Source organism: Chryseobacterium gambrini (assembly GCF_027920505.1).
Lineage (GTDB): Bacteria > Bacteroidota > Bacteroidia > Flavobacteriales > Weeksellaceae > Chryseobacterium > Chryseobacterium gambrini.
In genome coordinates this window covers 4,008,644-4,027,492 of sequence record NZ_CP115857.1, presented here as the reverse complement: position 1 = coordinate 4,027,492, position 18,849 = coordinate 4,008,644, and the positions used below count along the sequence as shown (strand labels likewise).

Here is an 18,849-nt window from a genome sequence, read left to right as displayed (position 1 = left end):
TCCAAAGATAAAAAATTTACATTAAAAAATAAAAAAAGCAGAAAATTATTTTCCGCTTTTCTGTTTATAAAGAATTAATGTTGAGTATATTCCGGTTCTTCAACGGGCATCATGGTCGGCATAAAATATTCATTCAGCCAGTAAAAAGTCTGTCCGTTCTGCTCGATTTTCACCGCAGGATCATTTCTGTGAGACAACATTCTGTCGGCTAAATCTTTGTAATGTTTAAAATAGGTTTTTACCGTTTCATTAGTCACAATTTTAGATTTTTTCCAGCCTTTCAGCATATATTTCGACATCAGCTCTTCATCAGAATTATCAAAACCTGTGCTGATTCCCACGGAGTAAGACATCGGCTGTTTGTAAAGATCACTTTTGTCTAAAAATTTCAGAGTAGGGTTGTACTTTTTCAGCAGTTTCACGTACTCGTTGATCGCTCTGGACTGGCTGAAATCTGATCGTTCTGCTCCTGTATTCTGATAAACTTCGGTGTAGAAAAGTTTTAAATTGTCAAATTCTTTCTCAGAAATTAAAATTCCTTTCTCTAATCCCGGTTTGTAATCTTTCAGTTCTTTCGGAATATAACCTTTCACCAGAAACGGATTTCCGTAATTGATGAGCTGTGCGGCAATTCCTGCCGGAACGGGATTGGTAAGTCCCGGATAAAGATATTTGTATTTTACATCTACATCCGTTCTTCCTGCTCCTACTGATGAATGGAAATAATCGTTTAAAGATTTATCCAAAGTCGTATTATCAAGAGTAACCTGCGCAATCAGACTGTCGACAGATTTTTTAAGATAACCCGGCTTCGCGATATCTCCTTTTTTAGGAAAAATTACAAATCCCTGTGCCATACTCTGCTTTGGATAATCGAGTGAGAAAAAGCCTTCATCTCCTTCAATAAGACTGAAATTATTTTTCGTTAAAACATCATTCTGATTAATAATTTTCTGTTTTTTCAGTTCAGCGATATTTTTTGCCGTATTCGTTACCACATTTTCTGCCATCAAAACAAAATCGTTGTAGGTATCGGATGATCTCGCACTGGTCTGAAACATGATCAGTCTCGCCTGAGCCTGCGTTAGAGAATTGATGACTCCGTACATATTTCCGCCCTGACTGGAGGATGTTCCCACCGTTATGACAATATTGGTTTCATCCGGAACGTTAGACAAAAGGTTTCCGGCTGCCATCAAACCTTCGTTTACCGGCTGATAACCACTGTTGCTTACACAGTTCATCTCATTGCTTTTCTGATCGATGAAGGTGGTTATTTTGCTGTAATCTGTGCTTAAATTTGAAACCGCAACATTGTCTCCACAGGAATTATTTTTGTACAAAACAACTCCGTATTTTACCTGATTAAAGTAAGATGGTTTCTCGAATCTCAACTGTAAATCCTGTAATAAAGATTTCACAATCGGAGCATACGGTGCATTCGGAGCACTGATGTCTAAGGCAAATACGATATTTATTTTTTTATTTTTCTCTGTAATCTCGCGATAACGGTCGAAATATATCGGCTCTCCCAATACATTGAAAACGTAATTTTTGCTGTAATCTAAAATATTGGTAAAATACTTCGTTTTAGAATCCGGAGTGGGCGGTTCATTTAAGGGTAATGTTACAGGAAAAATATTTTCAAGGGGTGTTCTTTTGTTTACGTCTGTCAACAAAACAGCAGTCCTGTTTTCGGTATCGTTTCCTCCCGGAGAACCTTCATGAATTCCCAGCGTGGTTTCTGTAATTCCTGTGGTATTTTTCATTTTTACGGCAGAACGTTCTCCCCATGTCGAAACTACGTTGGAGCTTACCCATCCGTAGAGACTTGTACTGATGCTGTCGATATCGATGTTTGGTTTTTTACCCACCAGAAATCTTTTGTTGTTTTCTGCCTGCTTGTAGACGTACACGATCTGCCCGTTAGGAATTTTCACATTTGCCTGTTCAATAAGACTTGGCGAATTGAAAACCATGATGGAATCGTTCTTGTAATATCTTTCTGAGTTTTTGATGACCTCACTGTTGCTCGGTACAATGGCTACTCTTACCGGAAAGCCTGTCTTTTCGCTTTTTAAGGAATTGCTCCATAAAAGAAGTTCAGATTCAGGAATCCAGCCGTAGGTTTTAATCTGTTTGGAAGATACTTTTTTCATGAGCGCATCCGGAATGTATTCTGCTACTTTTACCATTCCGTCGCGGTTTTTTAACACCATTAAAGGTTCCAGAAATTTAACTTCTTTATAGGATTTTTCATCGCTTTTATCGAGATAAGCTGTATTTCTGGATCTGTCGGATATGGCGATCCACGGAACTGATTTTTTAGGAAAACCGTTGACGACCGGTGAATTATCAACCTGTCCGTAATGGGTGGGTTCCGGAGTTCTTTTCGACGGCAGTTTTACCTGACAACTTACGAGCAATACTGAAACTCCGATATAATATGCTGCTAGAGGAAGTGTATTTTTCATCCTGATTTATTTAATGATTGGTGTGGTGGTTCAAAAAAAATTCTGAACGGAAAATTATTTACTTTGGTTAATATCAACTTTGGTTACGCAGTTCTGCGCATCATCGAAGTTCACTTTCACGGTCTGGATCACCATATTTTTATCAAACTGAAGACCTGCACAGTACATATAAAAATTATTGACTTTGCTGTCACTTACTTTTACTACGGTATTTTCATTATTGCACAGATAGGTTCTCAGTAAATAATTGTAATGCATATTAAAGCTGTTTCCGTTGGCAATCTGCTGAAGATGATATTTAAAATCATTATCTATTTTAGCATAGGCGTCTTCTACACTTACCTCTTCTTCAAGCGCATCATAAGCGGGAAGAATTTTAATCTGATGAAGAATCGGCTCTGCACTTTCGTCGGTGTAAAGCGTTACGACATAATCTCCCGGTTTTTTGTAGGAATAAATTGCCATTTTATCTTTAGAATCGATATTTCCGGTTTCTCCGAATTTCCAGGTAAACTGTTTGGCATCGGAAATCGCACGGAACTGTACGTTTTCAAACTGCATTGCCTGAGTCTGTGCGTCGATTAAAGTTCTTGTTTTTGCAGAATCTACGGGCTTCGGAATTGATCTCGCGGAAACCATTACAGGAAAAGATTTGGAATATTTATTATCAATAATCAACGTTACCTGATAATATCCCGGTCTGTTGTAAAAGTGGAAGCCGCTGTTTTTATCGCTTGAAGTTCCGTCTCCGAAGATCCATTTTTTGGTTTTCGCAAACTGGGTTTTGTCTTCAAACAAAAGGGTGTCTCCTACTTTCAGGGAAGAGGGATAAACAACCCCTACAATATCATCTGCGGAATGTATTACCTTCTTCTGCAGCCACAATGCAACCAGTGCTGCAATGAGCAGCGTCGCAATAACACCGATGATAATGTTTTTTTTGTTTTTTTGAAAATAATTCATAGTTAATGATTGTGTGATGTGTGTGTTTTATTTGGTGTGTCTTATGAAAAGGATTTTAAAATTTACTGAGTCCGTGCCTTTAAAGCTGTTTCCCGCTGAAAAAGCTGGCTTTTCTTTTCTTTGAAACCTATGGAGCATTCTTCAAACTGCTTTTCGAAGCTTTTGATATTTTCCGTTTTGCTGGAAATTACTTTTTTGTCGTTGAAATACATTTTGTAGAATTTCGCAATCTGCGGATACGCATCTTTTCTGATGTCTGAAATATTGTCTCCGTTCTGGAAGTAATTGGCAACGTCGTTAATTCCGTACATGATATTGCTTTCCACGAAAGGCTGCGGCGATTCGTCTGTCAGCTTATTGATCATAGAAAATGTGCTGTCTAAGGTTTTGTAGGAAAATTTCTGCTTCTGATCGAATTTTGCCTTTTCTTCAAGATTCTGTACCGAGATCATGTCTTCGTCTGAAAACGGAGATTCAAAACCTTTTAAAAAGATAATTGCCAGAAAAATAAGCGCTGCAAAAAGCATTAAGATCAAATATAAAAACTGATAATGCCTTTCTTTTTTCGATAGTGTGATTTGTCCCTGCATAATTTTAGTTATTATCTTCTTCGTCGGCTTCCCGAAAATTTTCTTGTAGGATCTACCCTGAGTTCGTGGTTTACAATGCCTACTTTACCGCGGCATTCGCTGAGATCCCGTAAAGCATTCTGCTCTTTGTAAGAAACGTTCACGATCTGGTTTTTCAGTGCAAGCATCGGCTCAATCTGCTTCATGAGGATGGAATAATGCTTAAAATTGTCGGCACTGTCTTTTCCCATGATGTTTTTGGCATCTCTTACGTTATCCATAATGTAGTTGCGGAGGAAAATATCGTTATCCACTTTATTGATGTCGAGCTGATCCATACGATACAGGATGCTGTCGACGTGAATTCTGAGAAGGTCGCTTCTGGTGAGCAGTTCGCGGTAGTCATCCGCCTGTTTTTTGATTCCTTCCCGCTGGATATCATAGCTTTTAAAAAAGAAAAAGACACAGATGAAGGATACACCTGATAAGACAATGAATGATAGAACAAATTTCCAAATGCCTACCCTAACGTCTGCTTTGTTTAATTTTTTCTCCCTGATCGAAGACATATTTTGTGATTTGGTTTGGTTCTGTGAAATTATAAAAAAATAATTTATGCACAAAATTTAAGTTTTCACCTTAAATAATTCTATTTTTTGAATTAAATTAAGATTAATTTTCACTTTCAGCATATTTTCCTAATTTAGTGATCTGAATTTTAATTATCATCCACCAAATCGATATTAAAAGTGAGCAAAATATTAACCAATACTGTGCGATTTTCTATTGCCGACAGTGATTTTTATTTTAAAAAAATAATGATCAAGACGCTGACGGAAAATCCGTTCTACATGCTGCTGAACGACTGCAACAACGGGCATGAACTGATCAGCAGGAATTACAGAAGGCAGGAAGATGTATTTATTGTAGAGCTTTTTATGCCTGTTCTCAGCGGGCTGGAAGCCATTAAATATATCCGGAAAAGCGATTCTGAAACCCCGATTATTACGTATTCCGGAACGTATCAGGAAGATATGGCGGAAATTCTTTCTAAAATTCCCAATACTTTTTACTGCCAGAAAAAAAGTACGATTATTAAAGAAATTATCAAAGGAAAAATAACCTCAGACAGCTTCGATTATGAAGCCTATACGAAACAGTGGGAACAGCAGCCTTTAGCGGTAATGGATTATATGAACCGCCAGAAAAAAAGTCAGGAAGAACTTTCTCCTACAGAAATTCAACTGATGAAATTCTGCTATGAAGGCTTCAGTAACAAGGAGATAGGAGAAAAACTGAATCTCAGCACGAGAACCATTGACACGTACATTAACCGCCTTACGGAAAAGCTCGGACTGAAGACAAAACTGCACCTCATCCGCTTCTGCGTGGAGAATGGGTACTACAATTCGAGTATGTAATCGTGACTTACGATGACATCCTTACAGAATAAATACTGAGTTCTCAACCTCTTATCAAAAAATATTTTACCACTAATTTGCTAATATTCAATTTTTTTAACTAAATTTGCACACCTAAAATTTAAAATTAAAATAAGGAAATGACAAAGGCAGAATTGGTAAACACCATCTCAAATAAGTTGGGAACCGAAAAGAATGAAACACAGAAAGTTGTAGAGGCATTTATGCAAGAAATCAGGACTTCTATGTATAATGGAGATAACGTTTATCTAAGAGGTTTTGGATCTTTTATCATTAAAACAAGAGCAGCAAAAACAGGAAGAAACATCTCTAAAAATACTGCCATTGAAATCCCTGCTCATAACATTCCTGCTTTCAAACCATCAAAATCTTTTGTGGAGAAAGTAAAAACGAAAGTTACAGTAAAATAAGACATTAACTGAATATTAACTAGTTACTAAAAAATTATAATTATGCCAAGCGGAAAGAAAAGAAAAAGACACAAGGTTGCAACTCATAAGAGAAAGAAAAGAAGAAGAGCGAACAGACATAAGAAGAAATAATCTCTTTTTCTCGAGATTTACAATATAAAGATATAGTTGGTGATTTTAAATTTTAAAGCCTCACCGACTATATTTTGTTTTGCAACTATAAGATGTCTAAGGAAAAGAACGTTTTATATTTTATCAAAAAAATTATCATTCATTCAATTGTTATGCTTAACTTAAGGTTAAAATTTATTTGATGAAAAAAACACTCTCTTCCTACAATCTTAACAATTTTATCTTACAACAAAATGAAGAAAGAACTAATAGTTTCGCATGAGGATGATCTTACAAAGATTGCACTGCTGGAAGACGGAAGACTATGTGAACTTCATGAGCAAGAGGACAAAAGCGATTTTATAGTTGGAGATTTGTTTGTTGGGAAAGTAAAAAAACTGGCACCTAACCTTAATGCAGCTTTCGTAAACATCGGATACGAAAAAGATGCCTTTTTGCATTATCAGGATCTGGGACCACAGTATCTTACGTACAGAAAATTTTTACGAGATACCATTTCCAAAAAACAGAATACTTCAAGCTTAAAAAATTTCGAGATACAACCCGAAATAGACAAAAACGGAACCGTAGACAAGGTAATCGCCAAAGACGATCTTGTTCTGCTTCAGATTACCAAAGAACCCATTTCTACCAAAGGACCGAGAATTTCCACTCAGGTTTCTTTAACAGGGCGTTTTTTGGTACTTATTCCTTTCGATAACAAAGTTTCGATTTCCAAGAAAGTGAAAAGCTTTGAAGAAAAAGAGAGACTGAGAACCTTAATCGAAAGCATCAAGCCTGAAGGATTCGGGGTTATTATAAGAACCGTAGCCGAAGGCAAAAAAGTTGCAGACCTGCACAATGATATGAATCAGCTGATTCAGAAGTGGGAAACAACCTTCAAAAATATACAGAAAAATAAAGTTCCGTCCAGAGTCTTAAGCGAAGATGATAAAGCTTCAGCTATTTTAAGAGACAACTTCAACCAGGATTTCGTGAGCATTACCTGCGACGACGAACAGATGGTGGAAGAAATGAAAAACTATCTGGAAGTTATCGCTCCGGAAAGGAAAAATATTGTCCATTTTTACAATTCCCATATTCCTCTTCTGGAATATTACAATGTTGAAAAACAGCTCAAACAAAGCTTTGGAAAACACGTCAATATCCCAAGCTCAAAAGGTGCTTATCTGGTGATAGAACACACAGAAGCGCTTCACGTAGTCGACGTAAACTCCGGAAATAATATCACAACCGGAGCTGCCGTAAACAAAGAACACGCCTTAAAGGTGAATAAAATGGCAGCAACCGAGATCGCAAGACAACTGCGTCTCCGTGATATGGGTGGAATTATTGTGATCGATTTTATCGACATGCCCAACGCAGAGCACAGAAGAGATCTGTACGAACATCTGAAAGAAGAAATGAAGCGAGACAAAGCCCGCCATAAGATTCTTCCGCCGAGTAAATTCGGGCTGATACAGATTACCAGACAAAGAAACCGTCCGGAAAAACAGATCGACACCAAAGAAGAAAACCCGAACAAAGACGGAGAAATCGTAGCTCCGATCGTGATCGTGGAAAGAATGGAAGAAACCCTGAGAACCATTATGCAAAAGGAAAAAGGAAAACTTTACCTGCATGTACATCCATTTGTGGAAGCTTACCTTACGAAAGGAATAAAAAGCATCCAGATGAAATGGTTTATGAAATACAAAAAGTGGGTAACCGTTATTCCAAGGGATTCTTTTAAATATTTAGAATACAGAATTTACAATTCCAATAAAGAAGAATTGATAGGATATTCTAATTAATACAAAATTTTAAACCTCTAGAAAACTAGAGGTTTTTTTATATATTTGTATCAGATTACACAAAAGAATTTTAAACACAAATGAGAAAACTATTATTTCTTGTGCTGCTTACTGTAGTACATCTTACTTTTGCACAGATTATTTCCAAAGATCTTTCTTTTGGTTCAAACGGACTATCTGATGTTGCCAATTATAGCTATTCATGGACTATGACTCAAGATTCCAATGGCAGTATTTATTCATCTTATTCTGTGCCGAATGGTAACGAAACATTTGTATATAAGCTTACCACTAATGGAATTCTGGATTCGAATTTTGGAAATAATGGAAAAATTCAGTTACCTTATTACACCTATCAATGTCAATCCAAAATGCAACCTGATGGAAAACTTGTAATTTTTGGTTACGGTAATGTGAGTGGTGGAATTTCCGGTTCTGCCAATGTAGGAATTATATACAGAATACTTCCAAGCGGACAACTAGATACCACTTTCGGAACTAATGGAGCCTCTATTATATCTAATGATTTTAACAGTGATACAAATGGTCGTTCTTTAGGACTACTCTTACAAAATGGAAAAATACTCGTTTATAATTCTACTGCTATCTACAGGCTTAATGCTAACGGAAGTATGGATATCTCATTCGGAGTTAATGGTTCCGTAGCAATTCAGGGAAACTTTTACTATGGCGCGTTTGTACTACTAGATAATCAATCTAATATTATTTGTCTTACTAAAATTAACTCACCCTACAGTAATAGCATCATTGAAAAATTCAATCCGAATGGACAGCCGCTAATGAACTTTGGAAATAATGGTGTTTTACAGTCTAATTTAGATTTTGCTCCTTTTAGTACAGCAATTATAGACAGCAATAATAAGATTGTTATTTCAAAATCAAATCCTGCCGGTAATGAAGTTTTTAGACTTAACCCTGATGGAACTCTTGATACCACATTTAATTGTGCTTTATCTGCAATACATCCCACTGCTTTAGCAAAAAGCATTATTGAAAAAGATGGACATTATTACATTGGAGGAAACCAATCTTCTCATCCATATATTCCTTACGGATCAGATGAATCTCCTGTTTTTTTCACAGAACTCACTCAAAGCGGCTCAATAGCTTCTGATTTTGGTTATTATGCGGACAGTTCTTTTGCTAGTATTGAAGAAATAATAGTCAACAACAATAATATTATTTCAAATGTTGGCGGAAGTATTGTAAAATATTTATTTAATACGACTACATTATCAACTCTAAATATTACAAAAGCTGAGAATGATATTTCTTTTGAGAATCCTGTAAGACAAAATTTAGTTTATAAATCGAAAGAAAAAATAGGCAAAATAGACATTTATTCTATCGACGGAGAGCTTCTAAAGACCGTTAGAGAAAACAATTCTAATATTTCCGAGCTTCAAAAGGGTGTTTATATTGCAAAAACCACTTTTGAAAATGGAAAAATCTTAACAAAAAAACTTATCAAAAATTAATTTTAACGTATAAAATTTAAAATCTCCGTATTTTTACGGAGATTTTTTATGATCTGATTTTCATAATTTTACACGCTTATTATAAAAACTAATACCTGAAATGAGAAACATTTTCTCCTTTATTCTATTGTTGTCTTTTTTTGTTGCTTTTGGTCAGAAAGAGGATTCGTTAGCCTATGAAAGAATTATTAAAGATGAAAATGAATTTATAGAAGATGTAGAGAATGGAAAACTGGACTTGGCTAATGCAAAATCCAAAGAACTGTTTGAGCAGTATGAAACATTTTTAGTGAAATTTCCTTCGTCAGATTATAAATTCAGTGTTTTAGGCGGTAAGGCTTCTACTCAATTTGCCCTGAAAAATTATGATCAGGCAAAAATATCATATCTTGAACTTTTAAATTATTTTAAACAAAATAAAAATTTAAAAGACCCTTTTGTAAGGATACCCTATTCTGAAGACAATCAGTTTTTGTATGAACTCTACAAAAAACTGGCTCATCTTGAGATGATTCAAAAAAATTACAGGGAAGCCATACAATATCTTAATTTAGCCCAAAATAATCCGGTAAGAATATCCTGCGGAAACGAACTATTTTCAGAAATAGCTTATATTGCATACCTATATTCTGAATGCTATTCCAATCTTCACGACGATGAAAAAATCTGTGATGTTCTGATTCCGATTGCAGCCATACCGATGGTTCATGAAAATTCTCCTACCGTCACGAAATTATATGAGATTCTTTCCAAAAAATACACAAAAAAGGAACTCAAAAGGCTTTTTAAAGAATCTTTCAAGACACTTTATTCAAAACAGGGAGCTATCAATACCGTTGAAAACACGATCTATTATGTAAAATTCATGAATAGGGATGTCGTTCTTTATGATTTTGGGTTTAAAAATTTATCCGAAAAAGAAACTCAGAAAAGACTGTATAAAATTCTTAATTTTTCAAAATTTTACGTTTTACTATCAAAATGATGATAAAATTCAAAGAACATAACCATACAGGAAATGGATTCTCTTTATCTGCAGTCAATAAATTTTCCGGTAAAACAAATCCCAAAAGTGTTAGTTAAATATTTTTCTAAATTGAAATGAACCATTCAAAACCGCTATAAATACGAAACTTCATCATCAATAACTCTACAATTTGGCTTCAAAACTCAAATTAAAGGGAATTATTTATCAAATAATCATAAAAAAATAAAATATTTTACACATTTAACTACAATAATCATATATTTTTTGATTATATTTATTAAAATATTATGTTTTTTTCTTATTTTTATATAAACTAAAACTAATCATGATGAGACCAAGATTAACCATCTTCGACGAACCTCTGTTGTATACGGAAGGGCTCTCAAAACTTCTCGAACAAAGTGGAATTTTCACGACAATTGATATTTGCAACTGCCCGGAAGCATTAAAAATACTTTTGAAGGACGATCCGCCGGAATTTCTCATGATCAGTTCCAATATGCTGATTTTTACGGAACTATATAAATCTGTGGAAAATATTACCACCGAAAATAAAGCGATTAAGATTATTATTATAGGAAACGATTATGATGTAATCGACATCAGGAAATTATTCAACAAAGGCATCAAAAGCTACCTGGATAAAAACAGCAGCTACGATGAATTTATAAAATCAATAGAAGCCCTACTTTCCAATGAAATTTATGTCTGCAATCATGCAAAAGACAGAATGGTAAATTTCATCAGCAACGAACAGGACACCGGGAAAAACTCAATAAAAGATCCGTTAACGAGGCGCGAAATGGAAATCCTGAAATTAATCTGCGACGGACTCAGCAGCAAAGACATCTCTGAAAAACTTTTCATAAGCATAAACACGGTAGAAACACACAGAAAAAGAATTCTTTTAAAACTGAATGTAAAAAATTCGGTAGGAGTTGTAAAATATGCATTGGAAAATCATATCATAGACTAAGCGACAGCTCCTTTTTTTCATTAAAAAATTCCAAACTTACGGGTTTGGAATTTCCTTTTAAGAACCATGAAAAAATCAAAAAATGTTTCCGATTAAAAGGTGAACAGCCAATTGTACTTTACAGGCAAATGGTAATTAAGGATTGACAGCTAACCATTCGCACTGAATGTCTTTGAATTGGCCATTCACAGATCAGTAATTTCATAAACGTTATTCGTAATCCGGCATTTCCGCGTTATTGAAAAGAACAGCTCTAGTGAGATCCGTCATCGAGCTGTTCAGATCAATAACCATAACATTCCGTTGGGAGATGTTATCATTAGAAGTATTCATGAAAATTACCTGAGCATTGTTCGGCGAAAATCTGGGATCGAGATCGTTGGTTCCCATCACCTTATCGCTTTCCACCGAGATATCGTGGTTTGTGTTTGTTGTTAGATTATAGACAAAAACATGGGAATCCAATTGTCTGTAATTTCCGGAAGTATCCTGATATCCTGAAATATCCCGCGAATAAAGCAGCATTTGTCCGTCGACGGAAAAATTCAGTCCGCCACTGGCTCCGGGAAGTCCCGTGAGAACGGTTTTAAGAACATTTCCCAGCATATCAATCACGTAAATTTTTGAATTGTAACCGCTGTAATCATTGGTTTTTAATGCTATTTTAGTTCCGTCATAGCTCCAGTCGCACTCGGAGATCATGCTTCCGTCCGGCGTGGTGTAAACGAGATTCAGACCGCTTCCGTCTTTATTAATTCTGTATAATTTATTAAAATTTGCATATAAAAACTCCTGTCCGTTTGTACTCCAGGAAAAATCCAGCTCATCATTCATGAAGCCTGCAACCGGAACCGTAGTTACCTTAAAAAGATTGGAACCATCTGGATTTGCAGTGTAAATATGGTTGCTTCCGCCTTCAGTTCTTAAAAAAGCAACCAGCCCTGAATTGTTATTTTTTCTCGGACGCCAACTGTTGAAAGAAGAATTGGTAAACTGAAAGTTCGTTCCTGAAGCATCACTGGAAACAATAACCAGATTCCCGTTGAGTTTCCGAACATAATGATAGCGGTTCGTTGGAACTGTACTGGTGGTAAATTTACCGATGGCACTCATCACCGGAGGATGGATTCCGTCTGAAACAGAAACCTGCCAGAAATAGCTTACTCCGTAATTAAGATTGGAAAGGGTGTAATGTTTTACCATGACATCATTTACCTGAACCACATTTGTATTAACGTTATTTTTAATTGTTAAACTGTATGTAAGTTCGTCTTTGGTATCCGGATCGCTTGCATTCCAGGTAAGTTCTACACTTAAAGGCTGACTGACCGCATTATCAACAGGACTTAATAATACCGGAGCTGTGGGAGGAGAATTTAAAGATTTATCATCATCCATTTCAAAAACCACACTCACCGCCTGATTATTGGTCTGAATATTAACCGCCTGATAATTGGTAACGTAGCCGGTAAGTTCTGCTTTTACAGAATAATTCCCGATAGGCATTCCTGTAATTTCAAAAGATCCGTCTGCTGCGGAAAACACAGTCTGTGTACTGGGAGAAGTGAAAATCTTCACATTGGCAATCGGGGCATTGGTTCCTCTTTTTACTACTTTCCCTTTTAGCGTTCCTGTCTGTGCCTGATCTACAAGCTCTTCATTGCAGGAAAACAGAAGCAGGGAAAAAATAATTATACTGAATATTTTAAGTATTGTTTTCATAGTTCAGGGTTTATTGGTTACCGATATAAAAATTAAGTCCCAGCGAAAATCTCAGTGCCTGATCTTTTCTTTGCCCGTTGATAAGCCCCTCCCATTGATCTTTAAAACCCAGATCGTACTGAGAAGATGCTCTTAAGCCTACATTTTTAGCAAAAATATACTCGAAGCCGCCGCCAAACTGTGCTTTGTACTGAGGTTTGATCTCAGAATACATCACTCCTGCTCCACCATAAATGTAGGGTGTGAATTTATATTTCGGGAAAAGCAGATATTCGATATTAATTTCCGGAACAAGGAAAGTTCTTTTTACAATGTTTTCATTTTCTAATGTAAATACGTTTGAATTGAATTCAAGATTGAAATTAGGATTCATGAAATATTTAAAACCCAGTTTTCCGCCAATATTCATTTTGGGATTTACGTAATCGTCTTTAATTTTTTGTGCTTCCACGTTTCCGAAAACAGCAAAATTCTTTCGGTAACTGCCCGGAAATTTATTTCCGATCGCTCTGTTTACATTATTTTGCTGTTCTCTGTCATATTCATCCAGTATTGCCTGATAATTCTCGATATTATCGGCTGATTTTCCCCAGATCTTATCTTTAATTCCTTCCACAATCAATCCTTTTACCGCTTTTTCAATAGCTTCGGTTACGGCAAGCTGAACAGGCTCGTTCTGCGTTAAACCGACTTCTGCTTCCAGCAATCTTTCGGTATCGATATATCTGAAAAAACTTCCGTTAACGCTCGTAGAAAGAATAGTTTTTGAAGTATAGACGGTTTTAAGAATTTCGCCATTTAATGTAGAAACGGCACGCAGATAAATGGTAATCCGATCCTGTCTGTATTGTGTAGAAGCCCCGATCCCGAAATATCGTGCACCCAGTCCGCCTGTCATAATATTGCTGTCATAGGAAATAACGCCGCCTTCGAGTAAAATTCCGGCGTATAAGAGCGGAGGCAATGCCTGAGTGTTTTTATCGGTATCTTTAAGGTATTCCTGCCTTGTGGAACGGATGATCTGCCTTTCGTTTAAGAGGTTGGCAATATTTTCTCTTTCAATCGGGATAAACCATTTGCTGTCTTCTAATGCTTTAATTAAAATGGTGGTGGTTCCCTGCGGAACAGCTGTACTCCAGTTGTTTCCGTTTTCAGCAGGTTTGTACTGCCCTGTCTGATCCCGGAATTTGTATACTCCGATCACGATTTTTTCTTTGGGCAGGGGTAAATTTTTAAGTTCTGTGGTGTATTGCGTGCTTTCGCCAAGCGTAGACTTTTCCGGACTGGAGGGCAATCCGAGCAAAGAGCTGCATGCCTGTAGAATGCACAGCGTTATCACCCAGAAAAAAATTCTGGTATAGGTTGTGGATCTCATGGTCAAAAAAATTAGTAATTGGTAATCTTCTTTATTTTGGAATAACAATCTCGGACTGATCGCCTGTTTTGGTATCCAAAATGTTAATCAGCAGTCCCTGAGCGGTAGCGGTAATCTGTAAGTAAATGGAGCCGAACAGGTAATTTCCCGGCTGAATACTTCCTTCTCCGAACTGGTCTGCAAATAATTTTCTGGACAGCTCACTCAAAACCTGACGGTTAAGGCTCTGGCTGAAGCTGTCGAGAGAATTAAAATTATCGAGTAAGCTGTTGCTTTTTTTATCATCAAACTGATTCTGAGCATTGGCAGAGCTTAAAAGCCACTGATAATTAAATGTATCTCCTCCGAAAGCGGGATTAATGGGTTTGTAAACGAGCTGTTGTGCTTTTCCTGAGAAAATTCCCGCAAAAATGCTGAGTAGAGTAATAAGAGTTTTCATGGCTGGTGTTATTAATAGATGAATTCATTCTTAATCAGATTTTTTTTAGCATTAAATTCTTTTATATACTTTAAAGTGGCAACCAACTGTTCTTTCAGGTAATCTTCGCTTGGGTTGGTTATAAAACTGTATATAATTTTATCTTCAATTTCGATATTGATCTGTCCGTTGGTTCCGCGGACGGGAAGTTCTGAAATTTTTACAGCGGCATTGAGTTTATCCTGAATCTGGCTGTAATTCATATAAAACATATCATAGAAGTCCTTTCCTACTTTGCTTTTGGTTTCATCAATCGTTAAACCTTTTAATTCGAAAAAAACATCTTCTTCAATTCCTGCAATTTTCTTTCTGAACAAATCTCCGTTGAGCTCAAGACTGTCTTTCGCAATAAGCTTCTGGGTTTCTTCATCTTTTACATAGAGAAAAGCTTTTAAAGCGTCTTTTTTTTCAAGATTTACGTTTATTTCAGACAAAACCTTTACTTCATTGGGATTAATTGAAAATTTACCGCTCTGCTTGTTGTTGGAAAGGTTTCCTCCGTTTCCTTTTTTAATTGAAATCAGAAGATAATTCAGTTCTGCATAGATTGAGGTGTTATTGGCAACCACTGCTTTCAGCTGAATCTGGTCTTCAACGACTTTGCTTTCTATTTTTACCGTGACTTTTTTATCCTCCTGACTGAAAGTGGTGTGTGACAGAAGGATAAAAAAAGTACACAAAATAAAGGAAAACCTGTTTTTCATCACCTGATTTTTAATAATTCCTCATGAAGATGGTTTTGTTATCGCCTTTTACGTGGATCTGCAAACCTTCGGATATACTGTTGCTTCCCGTGATATCAATAATATTGTTATTGCCTTGAGTTGTAACTGCAGTTTTTGTTTCTGCTTCCGAAAATGAATTCACAAAGTAAAGCGCATTATAGTCTCCCGACTGTATCACCGCAATATCTGTTTTGGCATTGATGGAAAGCTCTGCATGATTACCGTTACCCATCTGAATAATATCGGAGGAAGCTGCAAGATCCTGATTCTGTACAGTGATAACGCTGAGAACATTATTGCTGTTAATCCTGTCCCAATCTATCTGTTGAGATTTTACAGATAGGAAAAAGAACATTGCAAAGACACCCCATCTTAGAGTACACATGATTATTAATTTTGATAAAGTTAGTCTAATGTAACATGGCACAAAACACGTGTAATCGGTAATCTTTTAAAATCACTGGTTTCAGTTACGTAGAAATACCGACTGAAAATGGCTGTTAAAAAATCAAAAGGAGAGACCGCAGTCTCTCCCAAACTTCAGATTACAGAAGTACTAATTTGATTGATTAACCATTAAAGAATTATTGTTTCCTATTTGATTTCCAACGTGGATGTGTGCGTCTCCGCTTTGGCTTACCGCCGCCAGATTTCCGTCACCGGACTGTGTATTCATAGCGCTGTTTCCATCCCCGATCTGCAGTTGAACCAACAGGTTGTCGTCTCCTGTCTGGCTTCCCATTGCCATATTATCGTCTCCCACCTGGAAGGCTGCAGCAATGTTATTATCGCCTGTCTGAATATTTGTTGCACTGTTATCATTACCCTGCTGATATTGCAGCAAAGTGTTCTCATCACCTACCTGAGTGGAGGAAGCTTCGTTTCTCTGTCCTAACTGGATCTGGGTAGCAGCATTGCTATTCCCCCACTGGAAAGAGGAAGCATCATTTCTTACCCCGTCCTGATACTGAACAGCGGTATTCATATTTCCCCACTGTGTAGAAGATGTTTCATTTCTTGTTCCGAGCTGTGTCTGCTGTGTAGAATTCAGCATACCTACCTGCCATGTTGTAGCTTCGTTACGATTTCCGGTCTGGCTTGTAAGATTTGAATTTCCGATACCGGTCTGCTCTACGTCTACAGCATTTCGGTTTCCTAAACTTTCTGCCTCATTTGTGTTTAAAATTCCAACCTGATCAATATCCGCAGTGTTTCTGTTACCATCCTGATTCAACTGATTTACGTTCATCAGACCTGTCTGGTCTACTGTAGCAACGTTCATGTTTCCGTTTTGAGTGCTCATGTCCATATTTGCCTGTGCAAATGTGAACCCCATGGCCAATAGTGTAAATACACCTGTAACTAAGTTTTTCATATTATTAAAATTAATTGGTTAATAGTAAGACAAAGGTAGGCTGTACAGGAACTCCGCGAACCACAATAAAATGGTAAATTTTAAAAATCACCGATTACAGTACGGTTTTGTCACCGTTTGCTGGTTTTACCGCATCACGGGTTCTGATTAGGGGAAAATACGGGCTGAGCTTATGATTTCTCACGAAAAATCTCATTTCATCGAGTTGATAAGATTGAAAAAAGGAAATCTTTAACTGTAAAATATTATCTGCAATCAATACTGATGATTCTTTTAAACAAAATCCTAATGATGTGTTTAGGACAGCAAGGATCCTTATAATTATGTACTTTCCTGATCTTTGAGCCATCTGCTCTGTAAAGATAATTCGTATTTACATATACTTTATGCTCCTGTCGTAACTTGCAAAATCACTGAACTTAATATATTTCAGAAGATTTAAAAAATTATAATCAATCTGAAGAATACCTTTATCCTTATGATCTTTCATATTTCCGTTCAGGTCGTAGGAAATCGTGTTTCCTGAAGTATCCGGATAACCTCTGTAATCTGTTGAGGAATCGGTAACGGAAGTAAGCCTGTTTCCGGTATAAATATATCCAAGATCATCAATATTAAATGCAGGAGCGCCTTGCTGAGATTGCGCAGATCTTTTCAGATTGGATATATTTCCGTTAAGATCATATTCCATCTTTTCGAAGTATTCCTTTGCCGAAGGATTAGTGTCTTTCTGGTAAAATCCTGCCAGTAGTCTGTTCACTCCATCATAAACATAGCCGTATCTTCTCAGGTTGTCTCCTGTGGTTGTTCCTGTTCTCCAGTCTACTTCCGCAATATTGCCGTTGTATTTCGGTTTTACTTTCAGAGTAGAAAAGTCTGTATTGGGTGTTTCAAGCCCTTCCATTTCACTGTATTTTACTTTATACCCGAACAGTTTTCCGTTAAGGTTTGCAGGATCATTGATCTTGGTCATCCATCCGCGGATGTTGAGGTGTAATCGATTCATCGTGCGTTAATATTTCTTTTGCCAAGAATTTTTTAAGGCTGTCTTTTTGCTCATTTGCCATAGCCTTTAATTTTTCAATTGCTGTTTGTTTATCCATGATGCGATTGATTTACAAAAAGTTAATAAAAATGAGATTCTATCGTAGCAATAATCAGTGTTAATATATTACAAAGTATTTTAGCAGAACGATAGGCAAAATCAAATCTTTTTATTCTATAAAATGATGATTTACAACAGAAATTGTATTTCGATCGTACTAAAAACCACTGCGGATTGCAGTGGTTTATTTTAGGTTTTAAAACTTTAAAGCCAATATATTTGGAACATTACAATGTTCTGATCAAAATTACATACCATAAATCTTAGGTTGGCAATTTTTACAGATAATAGTTTCACAAGTTATTTTATCCATAGAAATAGGATTGTGTATCATATCTGCGGTTTTACTATCAATGTAATAAAAACTTAGGTTTATACTGTAGATTTCTCCAACATAATTTAAAATTTCTTTATAATTCTTCGGAGTAAAACTATTTAATTTGACCTTGCCTAATATTGTCCCCTTTTCTACAATATCATTTTTTTTAAGAACAACATCTTTCATTAAATCATAAATAATAACCTGATTATCATCATATATTATTGCAATATAATCTAATTCACTACCAACATCAACTACTTTACCATTTACAATTGATCTTACTATAGCATTCTCATTATTAGTTACAATAGTTAAATCAACAGGAGTTATATCAGGATTATCCTTTAAAAAAGTTCCTTTATATACCTGTTGAGCCTCATTATTTTTATAACACTTTATAATTTTTCCTCCATCTATAGGACAATTACAGGATTGAGAAAATACTTGTTGAAATAAGCTGATAAAGAAAAATATATAACAAATTTTCATTTTTAAAATATT

The 18,849-nt window shown here is 36.0% G+C and carries 19 protein-coding genes; 6 read left to right on the top strand and 13 right to left on the bottom strand.

Going from position 1 to position 18,849, the window contains the following annotated elements; genetic code table 11:
- Nucleotides 1-74 precede the first annotated feature (74 nt).
- The 4 genes from tssR to tssO all read right to left on the bottom strand — a co-directional run bounded on the left by tssR (nt 75) and on the right by tssO (nt 4,575).
- On the bottom strand, nt 75-2,474 hold the full coding sequence (gene tssR, locus PFY09_RS18570) for a type VI secretion system protein TssR domain-containing protein (protein ID WP_271160682.1): 2,400 nt from the start codon (nt 2,472-2,474) through the stop codon (nt 75-77).
- Between the two features lie 54 nt (nt 2,475-2,528).
- Nucleotides 2,529-3,437 carry a PKD domain-containing protein gene (locus tag PFY09_RS18565; RefSeq protein WP_076392027.1) on the bottom strand — a complete coding sequence of 303 codons (909 nt, stop codon included), beginning with the start codon at nt 3,435-3,437 and terminating at the stop codon, nt 2,529-2,531.
- A gap of 62 nt (nt 3,438-3,499) precedes the next feature.
- On the bottom strand, nt 3,500-4,027 hold the full coding sequence (locus tag PFY09_RS18560; protein WP_076392025.1) for a type VI secretion system transmembrane protein TssO: 528 nt from the start codon (nt 4,025-4,027) through the stop codon (nt 3,500-3,502).
- A gap of 11 nt (nt 4,028-4,038) precedes the next feature.
- The gene (gene tssO, locus PFY09_RS18555) at nt 4,039-4,575 is read right to left on the bottom strand and encodes a type VI secretion system TssO (protein WP_076392023.1); all 537 of its coding nucleotides are present in this window, start codon (nt 4,573-4,575) and stop codon (nt 4,039-4,041) included.
- Nucleotides 4,576-4,824: 249 nt separating this feature from the next.
- On the opposite strand from tssO, the gene PFY09_RS18550 reads away from it, so the two are divergent.
- The 6 genes from PFY09_RS18550 to PFY09_RS18525 all read left to right on the top strand — a co-directional run bounded on the left by PFY09_RS18550 (nt 4,825) and on the right by PFY09_RS18525 (nt 11,246).
- The gene (locus PFY09_RS18550; protein ID WP_271160681.1) at nt 4,825-5,427 is read left to right on the top strand and encodes a response regulator transcription factor; all 603 of its coding nucleotides are present in this window, start codon (nt 4,825-4,827) and stop codon (nt 5,425-5,427) included.
- 140 nt (nt 5,428-5,567) lie between these two features.
- Entirely contained in the window at nt 5,568-5,858 is a 291-nt protein-coding gene (locus PFY09_RS18545; protein ID WP_027388329.1) for an HU family DNA-binding protein, read from the top strand.
- A 365-nt stretch (nt 5,859-6,223) separates the two neighbouring features.
- Nucleotides 6,224-7,783, top strand: a complete 1,560-nt coding sequence (locus PFY09_RS18540; RefSeq protein ID WP_256039297.1) for an Rne/Rng family ribonuclease — start codon at nt 6,224-6,226, stop codon at nt 7,781-7,783.
- 80 nt (nt 7,784-7,863) lie between these two features.
- Nucleotides 7,864-9,282: a T9SS type A sorting domain-containing protein gene (locus PFY09_RS18535; protein ID WP_271160680.1), complete on the top strand. Its 1,419-nt coding sequence runs from the start codon at nt 7,864-7,866 to the stop codon at nt 9,280-9,282.
- A 100-nt stretch (nt 9,283-9,382) separates the two neighbouring features.
- Nucleotides 9,383-10,267, top strand: a complete 885-nt coding sequence (locus PFY09_RS18530) for a tetratricopeptide repeat protein (RefSeq protein WP_271160679.1) — start codon at nt 9,383-9,385, stop codon at nt 10,265-10,267.
- Between the two features lie 331 nt (nt 10,268-10,598).
- Nucleotides 10,599-11,246, top strand: a complete 648-nt coding sequence (locus tag PFY09_RS18525) for a response regulator transcription factor (protein ID WP_271160678.1) — start codon at nt 10,599-10,601, stop codon at nt 11,244-11,246.
- Nucleotides 11,247-11,456: 210 nt separating this feature from the next.
- Here the strand turns inward: PFY09_RS18525 and PFY09_RS18520 are convergent, their stop codons facing one another.
- The 9 genes from PFY09_RS18520 to PFY09_RS18480 all read right to left on the bottom strand — a co-directional run bounded on the left by PFY09_RS18520 (nt 11,457) and on the right by PFY09_RS18480 (nt 18,837).
- Complete coding sequence (locus tag PFY09_RS18520) at nt 11,457-12,968, bottom strand: carboxypeptidase-like regulatory domain-containing protein (RefSeq protein WP_271160677.1); 1,512 nt, start codon at nt 12,966-12,968, stop codon at nt 11,457-11,459.
- A gap of 10 nt (nt 12,969-12,978) precedes the next feature.
- Nucleotides 12,979-14,343, bottom strand: coding sequence for a CsgG/HfaB family protein (locus PFY09_RS18515; protein ID WP_271160676.1), 1,365 nt, complete (start codon nt 14,341-14,343; stop codon nt 12,979-12,981).
- 31 nt (nt 14,344-14,374) lie between these two features.
- The gene (locus PFY09_RS18510) at nt 14,375-14,782 is read right to left on the bottom strand and encodes a curli production assembly/transport component CsgF (RefSeq protein ID WP_271160675.1); all 408 of its coding nucleotides are present in this window, start codon (nt 14,780-14,782) and stop codon (nt 14,375-14,377) included.
- Nucleotides 14,783-14,793: 11 nt separating this feature from the next.
- Nucleotides 14,794-15,525: a CsgE family curli-type amyloid fiber assembly protein gene (locus PFY09_RS18505; protein ID WP_084196397.1), complete on the bottom strand. Its 732-nt coding sequence runs from the start codon at nt 15,523-15,525 to the stop codon at nt 14,794-14,796.
- Between the two features lie 10 nt (nt 15,526-15,535).
- Nucleotides 15,536-15,931, bottom strand: a complete 396-nt coding sequence (locus PFY09_RS18500; RefSeq protein ID WP_271160674.1) for a hypothetical protein — start codon at nt 15,929-15,931, stop codon at nt 15,536-15,538.
- A gap of 171 nt (nt 15,932-16,102) precedes the next feature.
- Nucleotides 16,103-16,921 carry a hypothetical protein gene (locus PFY09_RS18495; protein WP_271160673.1) on the bottom strand — a complete coding sequence of 273 codons (819 nt, stop codon included), beginning with the start codon at nt 16,919-16,921 and terminating at the stop codon, nt 16,103-16,105.
- 373 nt (nt 16,922-17,294) lie between these two features.
- Nucleotides 17,295-17,927: a hypothetical protein gene (locus PFY09_RS18490; protein ID WP_271160672.1), complete on the bottom strand. Its 633-nt coding sequence runs from the start codon at nt 17,925-17,927 to the stop codon at nt 17,295-17,297.
- On the bottom strand, nt 17,878-18,024 hold the full coding sequence (locus tag PFY09_RS18485; RefSeq protein WP_271160671.1) for a hypothetical protein: 147 nt from the start codon (nt 18,022-18,024) through the stop codon (nt 17,878-17,880). The genes PFY09_RS18490 and PFY09_RS18485 overlap by 50 nt, the downstream gene beginning before the upstream one ends.
- Nucleotides 18,025-18,273: 249 nt before the next feature.
- Entirely contained in the window at nt 18,274-18,837 is a 564-nt protein-coding gene (locus PFY09_RS18480) for a hypothetical protein (protein WP_271160670.1), read from the bottom strand.
- Nucleotides 18,838-18,849: the final 12 nt, after the last annotated feature.